At 67.4% G+C, this 22319-nt stretch carries 19 protein-coding genes; 13 read left to right on the forward strand and 6 right to left on the reverse strand.

What is annotated here, in order from left to right; all coding sequences use genetic code 11:
* Positions 1 to 73: 73 nt before the first annotated feature.
* The 6 genes from ACQ3DC_RS03055 (at position 74) to ACQ3DC_RS03080 (ending at position 8146) form a co-directional block, all read left to right on the forward strand.
* Positions 74 to 1165 carry a LacI family DNA-binding transcriptional regulator gene (locus ACQ3DC_RS03055; RefSeq protein WP_430751487.1) on the forward strand — a complete coding sequence of 364 codons (1092 nt, stop codon included), beginning with the start codon at positions 74 to 76 and terminating at the stop codon, positions 1163 to 1165.
* Between the two features lie 215 nt (positions 1166 to 1380).
* Positions 1381 to 2655 carry a sugar ABC transporter substrate-binding protein gene (locus ACQ3DC_RS03060; protein ID WP_157242997.1) on the forward strand — a complete coding sequence of 425 codons (1275 nt, stop codon included), beginning with the start codon at positions 1381 to 1383 and terminating at the stop codon, positions 2653 to 2655.
* 2 nt (positions 2656 to 2657) lie between these two features.
* Positions 2658 to 3608 (forward strand): carbohydrate ABC transporter permease, encoded by a 951-nt coding sequence (locus ACQ3DC_RS03065; protein WP_370460619.1) that lies wholly within the window; start codon positions 2658 to 2660, stop codon positions 3606 to 3608.
* 44 nt (positions 3609 to 3652) lie between these two features.
* Complete coding sequence (locus tag ACQ3DC_RS03070) at positions 3653 to 4567, forward strand: carbohydrate ABC transporter permease (RefSeq protein WP_157242995.1); 915 nt, start codon at positions 3653 to 3655, stop codon at positions 4565 to 4567.
* A 34-nt stretch (positions 4568 to 4601) separates the two neighbouring features.
* Entirely contained in the window at positions 4602 to 6509 is a 1908-nt protein-coding gene (locus ACQ3DC_RS03075; protein WP_421092417.1) for a glycoside hydrolase family 3 protein, read from the forward strand.
* The gene (locus tag ACQ3DC_RS03080; RefSeq protein ID WP_430751488.1) at positions 6506 to 8146 is read left to right on the forward strand and encodes a glucoamylase family protein; all 1641 of its coding nucleotides are present in this window, start codon (positions 6506 to 6508) and stop codon (positions 8144 to 8146) included. Before ACQ3DC_RS03075 ends, ACQ3DC_RS03080 begins: the two co-directional genes overlap by 4 nt.
* Before the next feature lie 131 nt (positions 8147 to 8277).
* Here ACQ3DC_RS03080 and ACQ3DC_RS03085 read toward each other — a convergent pair whose 3' ends face one another.
* The 5 genes from ACQ3DC_RS03085 to ACQ3DC_RS03105 form a co-directional block, all read right to left on the reverse strand.
* Positions 8278 to 10350, reverse strand: coding sequence for a PhoX family protein (locus ACQ3DC_RS03085; RefSeq protein ID WP_157241505.1), 2073 nt, complete (start codon positions 10348 to 10350; stop codon positions 8278 to 8280).
* A 202-nt stretch (positions 10351 to 10552) separates the two neighbouring features.
* A complete protein-coding gene (locus ACQ3DC_RS03090; RefSeq protein WP_430751489.1) occupies positions 10553 to 11557 on the reverse strand; it encodes an o-succinylbenzoate synthase in 1005 nt (334 codons plus the stop codon).
* A 22-nt stretch (positions 11558 to 11579) separates the two neighbouring features.
* Positions 11580 to 12596 (reverse strand): magnesium and cobalt transport protein CorA, encoded by a 1017-nt coding sequence (locus ACQ3DC_RS03095; protein WP_430751490.1) that lies wholly within the window; start codon positions 12594 to 12596, stop codon positions 11580 to 11582.
* Positions 12597 to 12668: 72 nt separating this feature from the next.
* Complete coding sequence (locus ACQ3DC_RS03100) at positions 12669 to 14300, reverse strand: ABC transporter permease (protein WP_321214177.1); 1632 nt, start codon at positions 14298 to 14300, stop codon at positions 12669 to 12671.
* The gene (locus ACQ3DC_RS03105; protein WP_321214178.1) at positions 14293 to 15282 is read right to left on the reverse strand and encodes an ABC transporter ATP-binding protein; all 990 of its coding nucleotides are present in this window, start codon (positions 15280 to 15282) and stop codon (positions 14293 to 14295) included. The genes ACQ3DC_RS03100 and ACQ3DC_RS03105 overlap by 8 nt, the downstream gene beginning before the upstream one ends.
* Before the next feature lie 109 nt (positions 15283 to 15391).
* Here ACQ3DC_RS03105 and ACQ3DC_RS03110 point away from each other — a divergent pair, with 109 nt between their 5' ends.
* From ACQ3DC_RS03110 to ACQ3DC_RS03135, 6 genes are all read left to right on the forward strand, one after another.
* Positions 15392 to 15733, forward strand: a complete 342-nt coding sequence (locus tag ACQ3DC_RS03110; protein ID WP_157241502.1) for an ArsR/SmtB family transcription factor — start codon at positions 15392 to 15394, stop codon at positions 15731 to 15733.
* Positions 15734 to 15745: 12 nt separating this feature from the next.
* The gene (locus ACQ3DC_RS03115; protein WP_321214179.1) at positions 15746 to 16246 is read left to right on the forward strand and encodes an SRPBCC family protein; all 501 of its coding nucleotides are present in this window, start codon (positions 15746 to 15748) and stop codon (positions 16244 to 16246) included.
* A 129-nt stretch (positions 16247 to 16375) separates the two neighbouring features.
* Positions 16376 to 16918, forward strand: coding sequence for a Chromate resistance protein ChrB (locus tag ACQ3DC_RS03120; protein ID WP_321214180.1), 543 nt, complete (start codon positions 16376 to 16378; stop codon positions 16916 to 16918).
* Complete coding sequence (locus ACQ3DC_RS03125) at positions 16915 to 18099, forward strand: MFS transporter (RefSeq protein WP_430751491.1); 1185 nt, start codon at positions 16915 to 16917, stop codon at positions 18097 to 18099. The genes ACQ3DC_RS03120 and ACQ3DC_RS03125 overlap by 4 nt, the downstream gene beginning before the upstream one ends.
* Before the next feature lie 96 nt (positions 18100 to 18195).
* Positions 18196 to 19101 carry a phosphatase PAP2 family protein gene (locus ACQ3DC_RS03130; protein WP_323056918.1) on the forward strand — a complete coding sequence of 302 codons (906 nt, stop codon included), beginning with the start codon at positions 18196 to 18198 and terminating at the stop codon, positions 19099 to 19101.
* Between the two features lie 306 nt (positions 19102 to 19407).
* The gene (locus tag ACQ3DC_RS03135) at positions 19408 to 20118 is read left to right on the forward strand and encodes a response regulator transcription factor (protein WP_157241499.1); all 711 of its coding nucleotides are present in this window, start codon (positions 19408 to 19410) and stop codon (positions 20116 to 20118) included.
* Here ACQ3DC_RS03135 and ACQ3DC_RS03140 read toward each other — a convergent pair.
* A complete protein-coding gene (locus ACQ3DC_RS03140; RefSeq protein ID WP_430751492.1) occupies positions 20066 to 21556 on the reverse strand; it encodes an ATP-binding protein in 1491 nt (496 codons plus the stop codon). The two genes, ACQ3DC_RS03135 and ACQ3DC_RS03140, sit on opposite strands and share 53 nt — an antisense overlap.
* A gap of 203 nt (positions 21557 to 21759) precedes the next feature.
* Here ACQ3DC_RS03140 and ACQ3DC_RS03145 point away from each other — a divergent pair, with 203 nt between their 5' ends.
* Positions 21760 to 22272, forward strand: coding sequence for a PepSY domain-containing protein (locus ACQ3DC_RS03145; protein ID WP_157241497.1), 513 nt, complete (start codon positions 21760 to 21762; stop codon positions 22270 to 22272).
* The last annotated feature ends 47 nt before the right edge of the window (positions 22273 to 22319 follow it).

Raw genomic sequence — 22319 nt, forward strand, 5'->3', positions numbered from 1 at the left:
CCGGTGCGTTCCGGGTCCGGCGCTCCCCCGGTTCCGTACTAAGCGCATAGACTCTGACCAGAAGGAGAATCACATGGCAAAGCGCCCCACTGTTTACCACGTCGCGGAGCGGGCAGGCGTGTCGATAGCCACCGTCTCGTTCACCTTCAGGCAGCCGGAAAAGGTCAAGGCCTCGACCCGCGAACTGGTGCTGGCGGCGGCGCAGGAACTGGGCTATGTCCCCAGCGCGAGCGCCCGCGGCCTGGCGCGCGGCAGGACCGGCGCCCTGGGCCTGTTCGCCTACGATTACCTGCTGGACCCTTCAGCACGTCCCGGCGGGCAGGCCGAACTCCCGCAGGATCCGGCGTCGGAGGGCGACCGCGAGGACGGGGACCTCCGCCTGTTCCCCTTGTATGTGGATGAGGTCCAGCGCGGTGTTGAACTGGAGTGCTGGCGCCGGGGGCAGGCGCTGCTGGTGGGCGGCGGCAATCCGGCCAACAACGAGGCCGTGCTCTCCGACATTGCCGGCCGGGTTGACGGACTTGCTGTCTTTCCGCGGTCGGTACCCGTCGATGCACTGACCCGGATAGCCCGCCGCATTCCCGTGGTGGAGGTTTCGGAGAGCCTGCGCAACCGCGGCGTGGACCATGTGACCGTGGACAACGCCGCCGGCATGCGGGCCATGACGGAGCACCTGGTCGACGTGCACGGGCTGACCGAACTGATGTTCATTGGCGCCATGCCGTCCTCCGACAACGACGAACGGCTCGAAGCCTTCCAAGCGGCACTGGCAGAGGCCGGCGTGGGGATGCGCCACGATCCCTGCTACCCGGCCGGCAGCGAAACCGCCGTCGCGGAAACCGTCCGGACCCTCTGCAGGCTCGGTACCCTGCCGCAGGCCTTCGTGTGCGCCACCGACCAGGATGCGCTGGTGGTAATGGACATGCTGGCGGAGGCCGGAGTTGACGTGCCCCGGCACGTGGCCGTCACTGGCTTCGACGGCATCGCCGCCGGGCGCGTCATCCGGCCGCCGCTGACCACAGTGCGCCAGCCCATGGAGCGGATGGGGCGGACCATGGTGGACCTGCTGCTGGACAGGCTTGACCACCCCGAAAAGCCCCCGGTGGAGCTTCGCCTGCCGGTCCGCATGGTCCTGCGCGAAAGCTGCGGCTGCCGCCCGGGCTGAGCACGCCTGCCCGCGCCGGGGCGCAACTTCGTGGGAGCCCGGCCATTTTGAGAAAGTTGGCGGCAGCTGTTGCCAAACTCACATTCAATGCGCTTAGATTGGTTTACACCGTAAATCAAAGCGCTTAGATAATTTTCGGCGGGATGACTCCCCTGCTCCTGCCTCCTCCGCTCAGTTCGGCCTGCCGGCTCGCGGAACCCCCGAAAGGAACAATGATGATCCATGCCAATGCCAAGAAGGCGGCAGCCGTCGGCATCGCCGCAGCGTTGCTTCTGACTGCTTGCGGACGGGACTCCGCCGGTCCGGCAGCAACCTCTCCGGCCAAAGCCGTCGCATCTGGTCCAGCGACCGGCACCCTCACAGTGTGGGCACAGGGCGCTGAAGGCGAGGCCCTGCCGGCGCTGCTGAAGGACTTCGAATCCGAGAACCCCGACGTCAAAGTCAATGTCACGGCCATCCCCTGGGATGCCGCGCTGAGCAAGTACCAGACCGCCATCGCCGGCGGCACCACACCTGACGTGGCCCAGATGGGAACCACCTGGATGGGTGACTTCAGCACCGCCTTCGACCCGACCCCGGCCGAAATCGACACCAGCTCCTTCTTCCCGGGCTCCTTGAAGTCCACCGAGGTCGAAGGAACCAAGTACGGCGTGCCCTGGTATGTGGACACCCGCGTGGTCTACTACCGGAGCGACCTGGCGGAAAAGGCCGGCATCACCAAGGCACCCGCGACCTGGGAGGACTTCAGGGCCCTGGCTGAGGCGCTCCAGACCAAGGCCGGCGCCAAATTCGGCGTCCAGCTGCCTACCGGCGGCGCCGACTCGTACCAGGCCACCCTGCCGTTCCAGTGGTCCAACGGCGCCAAGCTTATGAACGACGACGGCACCAAGTGGACGCTCGACACCCCGGAGTCAGCCGAGGCCCTCAAGTACTACGCGGGCTTCTTCAAGGACGGCATCGCCTCCAAGGCGGTCTCCACCGGGACCACGGCCGAGGCCTCGTTCGTGGACGGTTCCGCGCCGATGATGATCAGCGGCCCGTGGCACGTCGGTCTGCTGAACAAGACCGGCGGCGAGGGATTCGCCGACAAGTACAAGGTGGCTCCGATGCCGAAGGCAAAGACCGCCACATCCTTCGTGGGCGGCTCCAACATGGTGGTCTTCAAGAAGTCCGAAAACCGCGATTCGGCCTGGAAGCTCCTCCAGTGGCTGTCCAAGCCGGAGGTGCAGCTCAAGTGGTACAAGGCAACCGGTGACCTGCCGTCCCAGCAGACTGCCTGGAAAGACCCGACCCTGGCCGACGACAGCAAGCTCTCCGTTTTCGGTGAGCAGCTGAAGACCACCGACAACCCGCCCGCCGTCCAGACCTGGACCCAGGTTTCGGCAGCCGCAGACTCCGAAATTGAACAGATCGTCAAGGCAGGAAAAGACCCCGCCGACGCCCTGAAATCCCTGCAGCAGACCGCAGACTCGATCGGCACCGGGAAGTAACAGTGGCTGCAACCACCACCACGACGTCTGCCGGCACCTCACGGGGTGCCGGCAGGGGTCCGGCCAGGCCTGGCGGTTCGCGCCGGCGTCGCAACGCCGTGACGGCATGGCTGTTCGCTTTGCCTTTCGTCCTCATTTTCGGCGTGTTCATGCTGGGTCCGCTGGTGTCATCGTTCGTGATGTCCTTCACGGATTTCACCAGCCGCGACATCGAAAACCCGCTGTCCGTGGGATTCGTGGGGCTTGACCAGTACGCCGCACTGTTCCGGAACCCCCAGTTCCTGCACTCGGTCCTGAACACGGCTTACTTCGTGCTGGCCGGCATTCCCCTCACCACCGTCCTGGCCCTCGCCCTCGCAGTTGCCCTGAACAGCGGCATCACGCGCTTCCGCACCGCCTTCCGCGTGGGCTTCTACACCCCGGTGGTCACCAGCATCGTGGCCGTGGCCGTGGTGTGGCGGTTCATCCTCCAGCCTGACGGCCTGCTGAACGTGATCCTCGGATGGGTGGGCATCGCCGGTCCGGACTGGCTCAACAGCACCACCTGGTCCATGCCCGCCCTGATCATGCTTGCTGTCTGGCGCAACCTGGGCACGCTGATGATCATTTTCCTGGCCGGGCTCCAGGCCGTTCCGGGCGACATCCTCGAGGCGGCCCAGGTTGATGGAGCCAACGCCTGGCAGCGGTTCATGAAGATCACGCTGCCCATGCTGCGCCCCACCCTCCTCCTGGGCACAGTCCTTCTCTCGGTCGGATTCCTGCAGTTTTTCGAGGAGCCGTTCGTGATGACCAAGGGCGGGCCCCTGGACTCCACCCTCTCGGTCAGCTACTTCACCTTCAACCAGTTCGGGTTCGGTAAGTACGGGCTCGCCTCGGCCGCGAGCTATGTGCTCTTTATAGCCATTGCCCTGTTGAGCCTCATCCAATTCCGAGCCCTGCGATCCAAGGACTGAGCTCCATGACAATCCCGGAAACCGCACCCACCCCCACGGAAAAAATGCTGACAGAACGCAAAAAAGCCGAACGGACGACGGCGGGAGGCCCCCGGGTGCCGGCCGCCCCGCCCGGCCCGGCCCGCCGCCGTCGTACCGGCCGGCCGCCCGCACACCGGGCACTGACGTACGCAGTCCTCCTGGTCGCCGTCACTGCCACACTGCTGCCCTTCGCGTGGATGTTCCTTGGCGCCTTCAAGACCCAGGGAGAGCTGCTCCGCCGTCCCATCACCTGGTGGCCGGAACAGCCCACGCTGGAGAACTTCGTGGTCTGGTTCACCGAGCTGCAGATCGGCACTTTCTTCCTGAACAGCGTTGTGGTGGCGGTGTTCACCGTGCTCGGCAACTTGCTGTTTTGCTCCATGGTTGGCTACGCCTTGGCCAAGATGGACTTCCCGGGCAAGCGCTTCCTGTTCCTGCTGGTAATGGTCATGCTGATGGTCCCGGGCGTGGTGACGTTCGTCCCGCTGTTCGTCCTGATCAGCAAACTGGGGATGGTCAGCACCTATCCGGCCCTGATCCTGCCGTTCCTCGCGGCACCGATGGGTGTGTTCCTGATGCGGCAGTTCATCGCCGGGATCCCGGATTCCCTTATCGAGGCCGCACGGATCGACGGCGCCGGCGAACTGCGCACCTTCCTGCGGATCGTGATGCCGCTGTGCGGGCCGCCGCTGGCCACGCTCGGCATCCTGACCTTCCTCGGTTCGTGGAACAACTTCCTTTGGCCGCTGGTGGTGGCGCAGAGCGAGGAAATGTACACCCTGCCGGTGGCACTTTCCCTCTACTCCACGGGCCAGAACGCCACCGACTACGGGCTGCTCCTCGCCGGCTCGGTGCTGGTGATCACGCCCATCATCCTGCTTTTCGTCGCCCTCCAGCGGTACTTCATCCAGGGCGTTGCGGCCACCGGCATCAAATAGCCGTCCCTGCCCCCCACCTCCCCAGAAAGTCCCCATGACTGAAACCCAGAATCACCCGCGCCCCGGGACGCCCGTCGCCGACGGAAAAACGTTCCGGGACCTCAACGGCAACGGGATCATGGATCCCTTCGAAAATCCCGACCTCAGCCCGCAGGAGCGCGCCGCAGACCTGGTAGGCCGCCTCAGCCTCGAGGAAAAGGCCGGGCTGATGTTCCACACCGTCATCGAGACCGGTCCGGAAGGCACCCTGCTCGAGACCCCGGGCAATATCAGCAAATCGCCCACCAGCACGGTGATCCTGGGCAAGTTCATGAACCACTTCAATGTCCATGCGCTCGGCAGCGCCCGCGAGGCCGCCCGCTGGAGCAACGCCCTGCAGGAGCTGGCCGCGCAAACCCCGCACGGAATTCCCGTGACGATCTCCACAGACCCGCGCCACGCGTTCATCGAAAACTCCGGCGTTTCGTTCACGGCCGCCCATTTCTCGCAGTGGCCCGAGCCGATCGGCCTCGCGGCCGTGGGCAGCACAGACCTCATCCGCCGCTTCGCCGAGATCGCGCGCAAGGAATACACCGCCGTCGGGATCCGCGCGGCGCTGCACCCAACCGTTGACCTTGCCACCGAACCCCGATGGTGCCGGCAGGCCGGGACGTTCGGCCAGGACTCCGCGATCAGCGCAGCCTACGTGGTGGAGTACCTCCAGGGGTTCCAGGGCGAGGAGCTGGGACCGGACAGCGTCGCGTGCACCACCAAGCACTTCCCCGGCGGCGGTCCACAGGCCGACGGCGAGGACGCGCACTTCCCCTACGGCCGCGAGCAGGTCTACCCCGGCGGCCGCTTCGACGAGCACCTGGCTCCGTTCCGGGCGGCAATTGCCGAAAAGACCAGCGCCATCATGCCCTACTACGGAATGCCTGTCGGGGTTGAACTCGACGGCGAGCCGGTTGAGGAAGTCGGTTTCGGTTACAACAAGCAGATCATCACCAACCTCCTGCGGGAAAAACTCGGCTATGACGGCGTGGTCCTCAGCGACTGGGAACTGGTCAATGACAACATCGTGGGCGACCAGGTGCTCCCGGCGCGGGCCTGGGGCGTTGAGGAGCTCACCGCGCCCGAACGCATGCTGAAGATCCTCAACGCCGGCGTGGACCAGTTCGGCGGCGAGGAGTGCACCGACCTGCTGATCGGGCTGGTCCGCGACGGCCTGGTCAGCGAGGAGCGCCTCGACGAGTCCGCGCGCCGGCTGCTGCTGGTCAAGTTCCAGCTGGGCCTGTTCGACAACCCGTTCGTGGATGAGGACGCAGCAGACGCCATTGTGGGGAACGCCGAGTTCCGGCGTGAGGGCCACCGGGCGCAGTCCCGGTCCGTCACCGTGCTGACCAACGGGACGTCCGACGCCGGGCCGGTCCTGCCGCTGTCCGGCTCACCGGCGGTGTACGTGGAAGGAATGGATCCCGCAAGCCTCGACGGCTTCGGGACCGCGGTGCAGGATCCCGCCGAGGCGGACGTTGCCCTGATCCGGCTGCACTCGCCCTGGGACCACCGCGACGACCTGTTCCTGGAGCAGCATTTCCACGCCGGAAGCCTGGATTTCCCGCCGGGCCTCATCTCCCGGCTCCGCACCCTGGCCGAAAAGGTTCCGCTGGTCATCGACGTGCGGCTGGACCGGCCTGCCATCCTCACGCCCCTGGCCGGCTTCGCCACAGCATTGGTGGGCACCTTCGGGGTCTCGGACGGGGCTCTCCTGGACGCCCTGTTCGGACGCATCGGGCCCAGGGGCCGCCTGCCGTTCGAAATCCCCCGGTCCATGGACGCCGTGCGTGCTTCCCGTCCGGACGTACCGGGCGACACCGCAGATCCACTCTTCCCGTTCGGGCACGGCCTCGCCCTGCCCGAACCGGCCGCCGCAACAACCATGGAAACGCCAGGAGACACACTATGAGCCGCAACCTTGGACCAAACCCAAGCATCTCCACCGCCACGCGTCGCCAGCTTCTTGCGGGAGCGGCCGCGTTCGCTGTGACGGGCCTCGCTGCGGCATCCGCGACTCCGGGCCATGCCGCCCGGTCCGCCTCACCCGCTGCATCCGGGCTGGGAGCGCCGCTGTCCCGGGCGCGGAACAAAGAGGGCATCGACCGGAAAACCATCAACCGCTGGGCGCACGACACGTGGCAGTCCCTGGTTGCCATGACGGATCCCGAAACAGGCCTGCCGGCAGACTACATTGGCGAGTCCACCACCGCTCCGAAGCGCAGCCGCTTCACGTCGCCCACCAATATCGGCGGCTACATGTGGAGCACGGTGGTGGCCCGCGAGCTGAACATCATCAGCGCGAGCGAGTGCCGGGAACGGCTGACGCGCACCCTCACCACGCTGGCCGGGCTCAAGCACCATGAGCCCAGCGGCATGCTCTACAACTGGTACGACGAGGCCACCGGCGAGGTCATCACCATCTGGCCGGAGAACGGGAACCCCGTGGCGCCATTCATGTCCAGCGTCGACAATGGCTGGTTCGCTGCCGCCCTCATGGTGGTCCGCAACGCCGAGCCGAAGGTGGCCGGCTTGGCGAACACCATCCTTGGCAGGATGGACTTCGGGATCTTCTACAACAAGGACGCCCGGGCGGGTGTGGCGGCTGGCCTGCTGCGGGGCGGGTTCTACGACGTCAAACCGACGGTGGAAACTATCCAGGGCAACTACCTCGGCAAGGGCCCCGACGTCTTCTACACCATGAACCACTACGACATCACCAACTCCGAGCCGCGCATCGCCACGTACATCGGGATAGCCTTGGGCCAGATTCCGCCATCCCACTACTTCGCCACCATGCGCGTCTTCCCCGACACCTGCGACTGGTCCTGGCAGGAACAGAAGCCCGTCGGCGAACACCGGACCTACATGGGCATCGACGTCTTCGAAGGCGCCTACACGTACCGCGGAATGCGGATCGTCCCGAGCTGGGGAGGCGACATGTTTGAGGCTCTGATGCCCGACCTGTTCGTCCCCGAAGCCACCTGGGCACCGAAGGCCTGGGGCATCAACCACCCCCTGACCGTGCGGGCGCAGCGCGAATTCGGCTTGGACGAGGCCCAGTACGGATACTGGGGCTTCTCCCCGGCCAGCCACCCCAACGGCGGGTACTCCGAATGGGGCGTGGACATCCTGGGCATGAGCAGCGACGGCTACCCGTCCGACGTCGAACGCACCAGCGTTGACGTGGGCTTTGAGGGCTGCCGGCCGGCCACCAACCCGACGCCGGCCTGGGGCGACGGCGTGGTCACTCCGCACGCGGCGTTCCTCGCCATGGAGTACGAGCCCCAAGAGGCATACGACAACCTCGTGAAGATCGAGAACGACCTCGGCGCCTACGGCCAGGGCGGATTCTTCGATGCCGTGGCCGTGAAGTCCGGAACCATCGCCCGGCGGTACCTCTCGCTGGACCAGGCCATGGTGTTGGGTGCGATCGGCAACGTATTCGGTAACGACGTGATCCGCCGCAACTTCGTCCAGGGCGAGGTGGAGGCGGTCATCAAGCCGCTCATCGCCGACGAGGAGTTCGGCGCGGGCCTGATCGGCTAAAAGCGCTCTCTCACTTAACGTCGCTTAAACCCAAACGCTCTCTCACTTAATGTCGCTTAAACCCAAGCGCTCTCTCACCTTTCGGCCCGGACAGGGCGAAAGGTGAGAGAGCGCCTCACATCGGGCGGGGATCAGGCGTCGGTGCGGAACACCTGGACCACGGACGGGCGGGGTGCGCGCACCTGGCCGGGAGCCGGCGTCGTGCCTTCCGCGACGTAGTCAGGGAAGAAGGATACCTGCGTCTCGAACGTGCCGTCCTCGCCCGGGTGCTGCACGGCGACGAACACGCTGCGCTCCTCATCGTGGATGACGGGGCCACAGGTCTCGGCGTCGCGCGGAACAGCCAGGAACTGCTCTACCTTGCCGCGCTCCGCGCCTTCCAGAGTGACCTTGAAGAGCCCGTCCGCGCGGCCGATGCCGGAGGGGGCGCCGTCGGTGGAGATCCAGAGGTTGCCCACGGAGTCGAACGCGAGGTTGTCCGGGCAGGAGATGGGCGAGACCTGGTCCACCGGGAAGCCGGAGAAGTAGGTGACGTCGCCCTGCTTGGGATCGCCGCAGACCATGAGCAGGTTCCAGGTGAAGGTGGTGGAGGTCTGGTCGCCGGTCTCGGTGATTTCCACGATGTGGCCGTCGCGGTTCTGGTTGCGCGGGTTGACCTCGGTGGCGCCTTCGTTCGTTCCGGTGCCGCGGTTGGAGTTGTTGGTGCACGCCACGTAGACCTTGCCGGTGTGGAGGCTGGGCTGCACGTCTTCGCAGCGGTCCATCTTGGTGGGGCCAACCTTGTCGGCCGCGAGGCGGGTGTAGACCAGGACCTCTTCGACGGTCATGCCCGCAACAGCGGACTTGCCGTCCACCACCAGCGGCAGCCACTGGCCGATGCCGTCGAACGCACCGTCGGCGGGGACTGCCCCGGTGCCGGTGATTTCAGCGGCCGGTGAGTTGCCGGTGAACTTGGCGACGTACAGGTTGCCGGCGGAGAGCAGCGTCATGTTGTGCTTGCGGTCGCCCTCAATGTACTTGTCCTTGGAAACGAACTTGTACAGGTAGTCGAAGCGCTCGTCGTCGCCGGAGTAGGCCACCACGTGGCCGGACTCGGCGATGATGACGTTGGCGCCCTCGTGCTTGAAGCGGCCCAGGGCGGAGTGCTTCTTCGGGGTGGAGGTGGGGTCGAACGGGTCGACTTCCACGATCCAGCCGAAGCGGTTGGCCTCGTTCTCGTAGCCGGGCTTGCGGGTGTCCCAGCGGTCCTCGTCCAGTTCCCACTTGCGGGCGGTTGGCTTGCTGGTGATGCCGTAGCGCTTGTCTCCGGCGGAAGTGCCGTTGCCGACGAAGTAGCCCTGGAAGTTTTCCTCACCGGAGAGGATGGTGCCCCAAGGGGTGGTTCCGCCGGAGCAGTTGCCCAGGGTGCCCTTGATGAAGCGGCCGTCCTTGTCCTCAACGGTCTTGACCAGTGCCGATCCGGCAACGGGGCCGGTCAGTTCGTAGACCGTGCTGTTCAGGTAGCGGCGGTTCAGTGCCGCGCCCTTGACGTAGGTCCACGGCTGGTTCTTGTTGTGGCGCTCCAGCTCCACCACGGTCAGCCCGTGCGCGGCTGCTCCCACTTTGCGCTGCTGCTCGGCCGGCATGGCGGGAGGGAACATGATGGCGTCGTTGGTGTACTCGTGGTTGGAGAACAGAACGGCGCGGCGGCCCTTGCTGCCCGGAATCTCAAGGATGTCCGTGTAGTCGTTGTTGTACCCGAACTGCTTTTCCTGGGCTGCAACCGTCTGGTTGTTCAGGTCCAGCTCCGGCGCGTCGTTGAAGATGGGGTCTCCCCAGCGGATGACCGGCTTCCAGGTGAAGCCTTCCGGCACGGTGACAGCGTCCACCATCGCATCAATCGAGGGAATGGCGGTGAACTGCAGCTTGGACGCGCCGAAGCCTTCCTTCGCGGCCTTGGAGAGGCCGGCGGCCTGTGCGGAGTCCGGCGAGGTGACGGCGCTGCCGAGGACGACGGCGAGGGCACCGGCGGCGCCAAAGCCCAGGGCGGCGCGGCGGGACATGGTGGCGGAGGCGATGTCGCGGAAGTAGCTGTTGGAGCTGGTGTTGCAGACGTCGCCTGCGCAGGCGTTGTCGCACTTCAGGGCGCAGGTGACGGCGCTGCGCTTGCCCTTGGTGTGGCCGAGCATCGGCAGCAGGGTGAACTTGCGGGCAGTTTCAGACATGGTTGCCTTCCAAAAAATCGATGCGGTGCCCTCACCCTGCCAGCCGGTTCCTACGGGGAGCCGTCAGCGAGGTGAACCGGAGGTAAACCCGCCGGTAACCCCTGATGACCTGCGCATATGCGAGAGGGTCGGCCCAAAAGGCACGTTAAGTGAGAGAGCGTCGGCCCAAAAGGCACGTTAAGTGAGAGAGCGTCGGGGTGGGCTAGTGGGCGGCCAGGAGCGCGTGGACGCGGCGGAGCCGGTCCAGCCACCAGTCCCGCCGTTCCGCGGAAGCCGCGTACCGCTCCAGCAGCCCGGCGTCGGCGGCGACGTCACGCAGGCGGATGGCGCCGTCGTCGGCCACTAACGGATCCCGGGTGATGTCCGATTCGAACAGGGACACCGTCCCCAGACCGCACGCATACGGCAGGTCCGGCAGCGCTGCCGCCAGGGCCAGTCCCGCGCGGATTCCCACCGAGGTGTCCAGGGCGGAACTGACGACGGCGGGCAGCCCGGCCTGTGCCACGATGTCCAGGGCGCGCCGCACTCCCCCGAGCGGTGCCACCTTGACCACGATCAGGTCCGCCGCGCCGGCGCGGGCAACCCGCAGGGGGTCGGATTCCTTGCGGACGCTTTCGTCGGCCGCGATCAGCACCGGCGTTCCTGCCTCGCGCAGGGCTCGCCGCACCTCCGCCAGGCCCTCAACCGTGGGCACCGGCTGCTCTGCGTATTCAAGCCCGACGCCGGCCAGCCGGGTGAGTGCCTCGACGGCGGCCGGAACGTCCCAGCCGCCGTTGGCGTCGACGCGGACGGCGGCGTCCGGGAGGGCGGAGCGGACGGCGGCGAGGCGGGCGGCGTCGTCGTCCAGCGTTTGTCCCTGCTCGGCCACCTTGACCTTGACCGCGTCCACCCGGCCGAAGCGTGCCAGGACGTCCGGCACGCGGTCCGCGGGTACGGCGGGAACCGTGGCGTTGACGGGGATCACGGAACGCAGCGGGGCGGGGAAGCCATGCCAGCCGGCTTCGACGGCGGCGGCGAGCCAGCGGGAGGCCTCGGCGTCGCCGTACTCGGGGAACGGGCAGAACTCGCCCCAGCCGGCGGGGCCGTGCAGCAGCAGGGACTCGCGCTCCATGATGCCGCGGAACTTGACCCGCATGGGCAGGCTCACGACGTGCGCGCCGGCCAGGAGTTCCTCGAACGGGGGCACGGTGGGCAGCGGCGTGGGCATGGACCCACTGTACAAGCGGGGGCTAGATCCACCTGTTGTGGCGGAAGGTCCCGTAGAGCGCCAGCCCCATGGCAATCATCAGGCCAAGGGCAAACGGGTAGCCGAACACCCAGTCGAGCTCCGGCATGGAGCGGAAGTTCATGCCGTAGATGGTTCCCACCAGCGTGGGCGCAAACAGGATGGCCGCCCAGGAGGAAATCCGCTTGACCTGCTCGCTCTGGGCGATGCTGGATTCCGTGAGGCGGCGCATCTCGTCGTTCTGCCGCTGGGCCACGAGCGCGGCGTTCACGGCCAGTGCGTTCTGCAGCAGCACACGGAAGGATGCCACGCGTTCATTGAGCCGGAGCACGTGGTCCAGCACGTCGCGGAAGTGGTCCTGGAGTTCCGGATCGGGCTCCCGCTCCGGCGTCCCGGCCATCAGCACCTGCAGGATCCCTGCCAGCGGGCTGGTGGCGCGCTGGAACATGATGACCTGGCGGGAAAGCTCGTAGATGCGCCGGGAGACCTCCGGGTCCGCCCCGAAGAGGTCGTCCTCGATCTCGTCAATGTCGTTTTCAAGCCCCGCCGCCACGGGTTCGTACTCGTCCACCACCTGGTCCAGGATGCCGTAAAGGACCGCATCCGGGCCCAGGGCCAGGAACTCCGGCATGGCCTCCATCCGCCGGCGCACCTTGGCCAGGTCCGGGGATTCGGCATGCCGCACGGTCACTACGTAGTCGGCGCCGACAAAGACGTGGATCTCGCCGAAGTCCACCTTCTCCACATCATCCAGGTAGCGGGCCGGCCGCAGCACCAGGAAGACGCACTCGCCGTAATGCTCCAGTTTGGCGCGTTGGTGGCCGGCCAGGGCGTCCTCGACGGCGAGCGCGCTGAGGTCGAATTCCTCGGCCACCGACTGCAGTTCCGCGGGGTCCGGCCGGTAGAGGCCGATCCACGCCATCCCCTCGCGCTGGCGGAGCACGAAGTAGGTTTCGTCCAGGCTGCCCGGATCCTCCGTCCGCAGCCCGCCGACGTATACGGCGTTGTCGATGATGGTCACGGCTGGCCTCCTTTGTGTCTGCGTCCTCCTCCGGCAGGTGCACGGCGGTGGTGTCAGGAACCGTCCCCGCCGTCAGGCTGTCCCGGTTTCGCGGCGCCGCATCGCTGCCGCGGCCACGGCGGCAGTAGCCACGGCAATGGCCAGCATCCACCACGCTCCGCTCCAGTCCGTCGTCGAACCACTGGGAACAGGGGTGTGGGTGAACGGCGAGAGGTCGCGGATGGCCTGGTCCAGCCCCAGCATCCCGCCAAAGATGCCCAGCACCACGCCCGCGCCCAGGAATGCCCAGCTGGCAGCGATGGTTGCCGATGGCCACAGGACGAACACCAGCGCCGGGACGGCAAGGTAGATGAACGCCGCGGGAAGCTGGGCTGCGGCGGTCTCCCAGATGGCACCGGCGTCCATCGAGTCCTCGCCGGCTGCCGCCAGCGATGCCCAGGCCCCGAACGCCGTCAGGAACATCACCAGGACCACCGAGGCCGCGCCCAGCAGAAGGTAGCTGGCCAGCCAGCGCATCCGGCTGACGGGGGTGGCGAGGAGGAGTTCGGCCGTGCCGGCAGCCTCCTCCTGCCGCATCCTGATGATGGCCTGCAGCGCGCAGGCGGCTGCCAGGATCCCGGCGACCGAAAACATGGCCGACACCATGAGCTGGGTCAGGGACACACCCTGCGCCTGGATCATGGCCCGCAGGGCGGATGTGACACTGCTGTTGACAGTGTCCGCGGCGGCGATGGCGCTGCCGATGGACCCGGCCAGCAGCCCCATCGCCAGCCCGCCGATGCTCCAGCCTATGATCGACCCCGCCTGCAGCCGCAGCGCCAGGGCCGCAGGGCTGTTCAACCCGGGGCGGGCAGCAGCACGGCCGGGAAGCGCGCCCCACACGCTCGCGCCGCTGTCGCGCCGGTTCAGGATGAGCCAGACCGCACCCCCGCAGGCGAGGGCGAGCGCCAGCGGCAGGAGCAGCGGCCACCACCGGTCGCCGGTGTACGCGAACGTCTGCTGGCCCCAGCCGATCGGGGAAAACCAACTGGCGGGCCCCGCTGTGACCACCGTCCCGCCCGGGTCCGGCGTTCCGGTGGCGTCCCCGATGCCCCTCAGGATGTACGCCAGCACGACGAGCGCCGCGGAGAACCCGTTGGCGCCGCGGGATGTGGCCATCAGCTGGGCCACCAGCAGGCCTATACCGAGGAATGCCAGCCCGACGGCGCCCGTGGCGGCTCCCGCAACCAGGGCACCTGTGGGATCAAGCCCCGCCGCCGTGAAGCCTGCGAACACCGCGAGCGCCACGAGGACGTTGGCAGCGGTCCCGTGCAGGATCGTCGCAGCCGCGGGAGTCAGGCGCCCGGCGGGGGTGGATGCCACCAGTTCCGCGGCGCCGGTTTCCTCGTCGGCCCGGGCATGCCGCACAGCGAGGAAGGTGCTCATCAGGCCTGCCAGCAGTGCGAGGAAGGAGTAGATCTGGAAGAAGGTGAAGGCGCCGACGCCCGCCCCGCGCGCCAGGCCGCGGAGCATCAGGATCGCGGGTGTGGCAACCGCTATCTGCAGGAGCTCCGCCCGGCTGGATTCGTCGCCGTAGGTCTGTTGGATCGCCGTTGCCGAGAACAGGGCGAGGGCGCCGATGCCCGGCACCCAGATGGCCAGCTGCCAGCGGTCACGCCGCAGCCGCTGGCTCCACAGGATCCGGAGCTCGCGCACCTCAGCCACGGCCCCTCGCGCCGAGCAGGTGCCGCCGCCGGGCGTGCTGGGCAGGCCCGTTCTCCGCAGTCTCCGCGTTGGCCTGCACCGAGGTGTCACCATAGTGGCGCAGGAACAGCTCCTCCAGGGACGGCGGCGTGATGGTCAGCCCCTGGACGCCCAGGGCTCCCAGGGCCGGAAGCACCTCCGCAATACGGTCCGAGTCGGCACCAAACCTGACCCTGCCGCCGTCGGCCGTCAGGTCATGCACAGCGCCCAGCTGAGCCAGGGAACCGGTGTCCAGCCCGTCCGCTGCGAAGGAAACCTCCGTGCGCGTGAGGTGGCGCAGCGAGTCCAGCGTGCCGCCGTCCACGATCCTGCCGGCGCGGATGATGCTGACGCGGTGGCAGAGCACTTCCACCTCGGAGAGGATGTGGCTGGACAGGAGCACCGTTGCACCGCGTCCGACGGCGGCCAGCGCCTCCCGCCGGAACACCGCCTCCATGAGCGGGTCAAGGCCGCTCGTGGGCTCGTCAAAGAGGTAGAGCTCGGCGTCCGTCACCAGGGCCGCGATCAGCGCCACCTTCTGGCGGTTGCCCTTGGAGTAGGCGCGGCCCTTCTTTCCAGGGTCGAAGTCGAACGCTTCACAGAGACGGTCCTTGCGCTCCCGGTAGCTGCGGGAGTCGGAGGTGCCGCCGCGGAGGCGGGAGAGGAGGTCGATGGTCTCGCCGCCGGAAAGGTTGGGCCAGAGCCGGACGTCGCCGGGGACATAGGCGAGGCGGCGGTGCAGCTCTACCGACTGTGTCCACGGGTCGAGGCCCAGGACGGTGGCCGTGCCGGAGGTGGCCTTGGCCAGGCCCAGCAGGACGCGGAGGGTGGTTGACTTGCCCGCACCGTTGGGGCCAAGGAACCCGTGGATCTCGCCGCGCTGGACCTCCAGGTTGAGTCCGTCGAGGGCCCGCACCCGGCCAAAATGCTTGTGCAATTCAACAGTGTGGATGATGGCTTCCATAGTCCGGACACTACTCAGATTCATCCGTTTGTGAAGGGCCGAAAGTCGGCCCTTGGAGGGTGCCGCGCAGCCCTTCCAATCCATATCCATATGGATATACAATCGCGGCATGGCACGGGCGGCAACAACAGCGGACGCGTTCAACGCGGTGGCGGAACCCCGCCGGCGCGAAATCCTGGACGCCCTGGCCGCCGGCGAACGGCCGGTCAGCGAGATCGTTGACCTGCTCGGCCTGGCCCAGCCACACGTGTCCCGGCACCTGCGGGTCCTTCGCGAGGTGGGCGCCGTCGTGGTCCGCGACGAAGGGCGGCAGCGGGTGTACCGGCTGAACCCGCAGGCGCTGAAGCCTATCCACGACTGGGTTTCGGGCTACCAGCATCTCTGGAACGAGCGCTTCGAGCTGCTCGATGACGTTCTCGAGGATCTTCAACAGGAAGACACGCAAGAATAAGGGAGCAGGGCAATGGCACCAACAAACACCTTGGACATCAGCTTCCCCACCGACGAGGAAATCCTCATCACGCGCACGGTCAACGCACCCCGGCATCTCGTCTACAAGGCCTGGACCACGCCGGAACTGGTCAGGAGGTGGTGGCCCGGCCGGCGCGGCGGGATGACCGTGGCGGACATGGACTTCCGTGTGGGCGGGGCCTGGCGGTACGTCATGGTGGCGCACGGCGAATTCGAGGTGGCCTTCCACGGGACGTACCGGGAGATCGTCCCGAACGAGCGGATTGTCCACACCGAGGTGATGGAGACGCCGGGAACGCGGCCGGACAGCGAGGAGGGTGCGGTGGTCACCACGGTCACCTTTGAGGAGGCCGACGGCGGCGCGACCGTGGTGCGCATCCGCACCAACGCGGGCAGCAAGGAAGTCCGGGACATGATCGCGCAGTCCGGCATGGAGGGCGGCGTGCGGGAACAGTTCGAGATTATCGAGGAGCTGGCGGCTGCGCTCGGCTGACCCCCGCCCCTTCCCAACTAGGTAGCGCTAAGTGTCGTTCTGGAGCGTCAAAACGACACTTAGCGCTACCTACTTGGGAGGGAGGCAACCCGCACTCCCGATCATGTAACAGTTGTTACACTTCATGGTGTGACTTCCCTTGAACAAGCGCCCTGGCTGGTGATGCTCGTGCAGGTACCCTCGGAACCTTCGCGGCACCGGGTGGCGGTCTGGCGTGAACTCCGGCGCTTCGGCGCGGTCCCCGTCGGGCAGGGCGCCTGGACGGCGCCCGACGTGCCCGCCTGCCGCGAAGGCGCGAAGAAGGCCAAGGAGCTGGCCGCCGCCGGAAACGGCGAAGTGCTCCTGCTCACCACCGCGCCGGCCGACGACGACGCCGCCAGGCTGCGTGAACTCTTCACCGCTGCACGCGCGGAGGAGTGGGCGGAATTCGTTGCCGACTGCGGCAAGTTCACCGACGAAATCGCGAAGGAAATCGCCAAGCGGAAGTTCACGCTGGCCGAGCTTGAGGAGGAGGAGCAGAGCCTGGACCGGCTGCGCCGCTGGTTCCGCGCCCTCCGGACCAAGGACGTCTTCGGCAGCCCGGCTTCTGCGGGTGCCGAGCGGAAGCTCGGTGACTGCGCCGCAGCCCTGGACGGTTTTGCCGCCCTCGTCTACGGCGAGGTGCACTCGTGACCGCCGCCCGCACCGCTGCAGCCAAGGCCGCCAGCGTCTCCGCGCCCCTCTATGCCGCCGGGTTCGTTACGGCATTCGGTGCCCACAGCATCGCGGCGGGCTTGGGCGCGCAAAGCGGGAACATCGGCCTGACGCTGCTTAACCTGGGCATCCTCCTCGCCCTGTACGACGTTTCCGAAGTCTTCCTCAAGCCCGTCTTCGGTGCCCTGAGCGACAGGATCGGCGCCAAACCCGTCATCGTCGGCGGGCTGCTCGCTTTTGCCGCACTGTCCCTGATCGGGCTCTGGGCGGCGGATCCGCTGATGCTGGCCCTGGCGCGGCTCGGCCAGGGCGCGGCGGCATCCGCGTTCTCGCCGGCGTCGTCCGCCATGGTGGCCCGGCTCGCACGGGGCGGAAATGCGGGCACGTACTTCGGCAGGTACGGGTCGTGGAAAAGCCTGGGCTACATCATCGGGCCGCTGCTGGGCGCGGGCCTGATCTGGGCCGGCGGCTTCGCCCTGCTTTTCGGCACCCTGTCCGTGCTCGCGGCAGCCACGGCAGTCTGGGTCCTGCTGGTCGTGCCACACCTTGAACCCCTGCCCCGCCAGCGCTACACCGTGCTGGACCTCGCACGGCAGGTGGGCGAGCGGCGCTTCCTCGTTCCCACGCTGGTCCTGGCGGCTTCGACGGCGGCGCTCGGAGCCGCCGTCGGATTCCTCCCGGCGCTGGCCACGAGGCACGGCCTGGACGCCGTCGCCGGCACCGCCGCGGTCAGCCTCCTGGCGCTCGGCTCCGTCCTGACCCAGCCGCGGATCGGCCGGCTGCGGGACCGGAACCGCATCACGGACAACAAGGGCACGACGGCGGGGCTCCTCCTCATCGCGGCGGGCGTCGGCGTGCTCGCGGCCGCCCCGGGCCCGGTCACCATCTTCCTTGCCGCTGCGGCAATCGGGGTCGGCGTTGGGGCGGCCACGCCGCTGGGTTTCGCGCACCTGGCGGACACCACCCCGCCCGAGCGCATGGGCCGCACCATGGGCTCCGCCGAACTCGGGCGCGAACTCGGCGACGCCGGCGGGCCGCTGCTGGTAGGGGGCGTGGCCACGCTGACCGCCCTGCCCTTCGGACTCGGCGCCCTCGCGCTGTTGATAGCAGCGGCCAGCCTCCCCCGCCTCGCCCCGGCCGGCCCGCCCCCGCCCAACTAGGTAGCGCCAAGTGTCGTTATGAACCCTGAAAACGACACTTGGCGCTACCCAGTTGGGTGACGCCGGCTCCCAGCTTTCTGTGACACCCTTAAACCGATGACTTTCCAACGGCAGGCACCCAGCAGGACACCGGCCCGACCCGCGCCGGGGTCGGGCTTCCTGTTCGTGCTTGCCACCCTGGCCTGCGTGGCCGGACTGATCGCCACCTACTACTACTTCGTGCAGACCACCACCGGCCAGTTCATCGATGAGTCGGCGCTGGTGGAGGCCGTGGGCATCCACGGCCCGGCGGGCAAGGCGAGCACACGGTTCCTGGACCTGCTGCCCACCATCTCACTGGTGATGGCCGCCGTCGTGGTTTTGTTTGTCACGGTGATCCGGAAGCACTGGACGGAGGCCGGGATCGCCGTGGCCGCGTGCGTCGGGGCGAACATCGCCACCCAGGTGCTGAAGGACCTGCTCCCGGCCCGTCCGGACAAGGGTGTGGTGACGCTGGAGCTGAACTCGCTGCCGTCCGGGCACACCACGCTGGCGGCGTCGGCTGCGGCCGCGGTCTTCCTCATGGCCTCCCCCCGGTGGCGTCCGATGGCCGGTTTCGTGGGCGGCACCTTCGCCATCGCCTCAGGGGTCTCCACGCTGATCAACCAGTGGCACCGGCCTGCTGACGTGGTGGCCGCGTTCCTGCTGGTGGGCGCGTTCATGATTCCGGCGGGGTGGCTCATCATGCGGCGCGGGTCCTGGAATGAGTGGGACGGGTTCGGCAGGCACATCGGCTCGGCACGGCTCTGGCTGACGCTGCCGGTTGCGATCGGGCTGGTGTCCGCGGCGGTGGCGGTGTACTCGCTGGCCCGCATCGCGCCCGGCCCCTGGCAGGAGGCCAGCACCACGAACTATTTCTGGGCCGGGATCGCGCTGATCGTGATCGCCGGGTACCTGGCCACCGTCGCCACCACCTCACTGTTCGCGTATGCCGCACGACGGCGGGACCCGCCAGGGCGCTGACGGTCGCTTCTGACCCCGGCTGGGTGAATGTTGACCGTTTCTTGAGGAATTTCCGGCCCCTTTTTTGATACAGCCCGTGAATACTTGCTGGTGCTTGGCCGGGGATTTCGACCACATTGGTGCTCTTTGACCCCGCCCATCGGTCTCCTGGCGTCGTTTTGAAGTGGGCGCCGCCAGGTATCCCGCGTCCCGGCGCCGTATGCCCCCCAAGGCGGCGCCGGGACTTCCGGCCGCCTACCCCGTGCCGAGTGTGGTGCAGCCCAACGGGGTCAGGGATACTGTCGGTATGAACCGGGAGGCGCGGTCGTGAGGGTCCTGATCGTCGACGACGAAGTGGTGCTGGCCGAAACGGTTCGGCGCGGGCTGCGCAATGAGGGGTTCGTCGTGGACCTGGCACACGACGGCGTCAGCGGCCTGCGGGCTGCGGTGGAGAACCCCTATGACGTGATCCTGCTGGACCTGATGCTGCCCCTGAAGAACGGCTACGACGTACTCAGGGGAATCCGGGAACACCGGATCTGGACGCCGGTCCTGATGCTGACGGCAAAAGACGGTGAGTACGACCAGACCGACGCCTTCGATCTTGGCGCGGACGACTACCTTACAAAGCCCTTCAGCTTCCTGGTGCTGGTGGCCCGCATCCGGGCCCTGGCACGCCGCGGCGCCCCCGAGCGGCCTGTGGTCCTCGCCCTCGGGAGCCTGAACCTGGATTCCGTGAGCCGCAGTGTCCGCCGCGGAGACACCCCCATCGGGCTCACCGCCAAGGAATACGCGCTGCTGTATTACCTGATGCGCCGGCACGGCCAGGTGGTGTCCAAGTCCGAAATCCTGGACAACGTCTGGGGTTCCGACTTCGAGGGAGGGGGCAACGTCGTCGAGGTGTACATGGGCTACCTGAGGCGGAAAATCGATACGCCTTTCGGGCTGCACACCCTGACCACCATCCGGGGAATGGGGTACATGCTCACCCCCGACCGCCCTGCCGCAGCGGTTTCCCCGGCCCTTTCAGCGGAGTGAGCGGCTGGACCAAGGCCTTCTCGGCGGACTCAGCCCTGGTGGCCTGGGCGGGAAATGCCAGCTCGAACCGGCAGCCGCCGTCGGGAGCTTCCGTGCACAGGATCCGGCCGCCGTGGGCGCTGACGATCGCGGACGTGATGGCCAAACCCAGGCCGCTGCCGCCGCTTTCGCGCGACCGGCTTTCGTCAAGCCGGACAAAGCGTTCAAAGATCCGCTCTCGTTCGGCAACGGGCACCGGCGGCCCGTCGTCATCGATGGTGAGCAGCACGCCGTCCGGGGAGCTGCGCACCTGGATGCCGATCCGGGCCCGCGCGTACCGCTGCGCGTTGTCCAGGACATTCCTGATGGCCCGGCCGAGGCTCCGGACATCACCGGTGATCCGGGCCGGTTCAAGCCTGGCCTCGATCTCGTGCCTGCTGGTGCAGCGCAGGCGGCGGACTTCGTCGTTGAGGACGTCGTCCAGGTCCACGTCCGCCGCCTCCAGGCGCAGGCCCTGGTCATCGGCCTTGGCCAGGGTCAGCAGGTCCTGGACCAGGTAGCGCATCCGGGCCGTTTCCCCGGCCACAACTTCCTTGCTCTCCTCCCACATGGCCCCGGACGGATCGGCAGCTGCGATCTCCACCGCGGCGCTGAGGGTTGCCAGCGGGCTGCGCAGTTCGTGGCTCGCATCGGAAACGAAGCGCCGCTGTTCCCGGTCCGAGGCCTCCAGCCGGTCCAGCATCATGTTCATCGTCTGCGCCAAGGCCTGGATCTCGTCGGACGTCCGGGGCACCCCCACCCGGCCGTCCAGGCTCCGGGCGTTAATGCCCGCAACCTGATCGCGGATCTGCTCAACCTGCCGCAGTGACCGTCCCACGAGGACCCAGACCCCGAAGCCCACACCTGCCAGGAGGAGTGGCGCGGCGCCAAGGATGAACCATGCCACGGTGGCCACGGTCTCCGCCTGCACTGTTACCGTGGCGGCAACGGCTACGGTGTACACCTTCCCGTCCTCGCCGACGCCCGTGGCCGCAACGAGCAGGTCATCATCGAACAGGCTCTGCTGCACGGAGACATTCTCGAACAGCGTTTGTTTGGCTTCCGGCCGCAGCGCCGTAATGGGCCTGGTAGCCGCGGCGGGGACCGACGCCGCCAGGACAGCTCCGTTGGGGTCCAGGATCTGGATGTACTGGCCCGGGCGCGCCGCAGACCTGACGTAGTTGGCCGCTTCCTCGAGGTCCTGTTCCGCGATGTGGGCCACCACATCCTCGGCTTGGAGCCGGGTGAGCCTTTCGGTGGACGCTACCAGGGCCCTCTGCAGCAGCAGCAGCAGAATCAGGCCGCCGACGAGCAGCGCGGCCGCCACAAAGGCGACCGCCGTGGCCGTTGCCCGTTTGCGCACCCCCCAGCGTCGGGTGCGCGTTTTCCCGAAGCGGGGGCGCCGCTTTTCGGCATCCATGAACCAAGGATGCGTCCCGCTGCCGCCTGTGACAAACCCTCCCGGCAACTGTTTTTGATTCCCTTGTCCAGGCTGTGCCCCTGCTGAGGCAAACTGAGACCTGGCTGAGATTTGCCCGGCGGAATTTGTGGGCGCAGAAGCCTTGGCAGCACACTGGTTTTATCGATCAGGATCTGCTGGGGGCCACACAACAGGAGACCGTCATGGGCCGGAAAATTCTATTGATCACAGGCGTTGCTGCCGCGGCAGCCGCCATCACCGGAGCGTCCGTCGCCACTGCCGGCACCGCCCCGGGCGACGACCAGCCGTTGACCGGAAGCGCCCTGCAGCAGGCCAGCGATGCGGCCATTGCCCGCACGGGTCCCGGCACCGTTATCAGCGCCGAGACTGACAACGACCCCAATACTTCCTATGAAGTAAACGTTCAGTTGAACAACGGCAACCGGGTGGAAGTGGAACTCGACAGCTCGTTCCGGGTGGTCTCGGAGGGCCGGGACGACGATTCAGGGCAGCCGCTGAGCGCTGCAGACCGCGACAGGGCAGGACAAGCCGCACTGGCGAACGTGGGCAAGGGCCGGATCGGGGACGTCGAAAGGGAGAATGAAGGCGGCGCCGCCTACGAGGCGGAAATCATTCTTGACGACGGCTCCGAAGTTGACGTTGAACTGGGAGCAGACTTCCAGGTCCTGCGCACGGGCGCGCCTGAACGCGACTGATCCGCGGGCCAGGCAAAGCGTGCCGGGCGGGGAGGCGTCAGATGAGG

Source organism: Paenarthrobacter sp. NEAU-H11 (genome assembly GCF_050573415.1).
Taxonomy (GTDB): domain Bacteria; phylum Actinomycetota; class Actinomycetes; order Actinomycetales; family Micrococcaceae; genus Arthrobacter.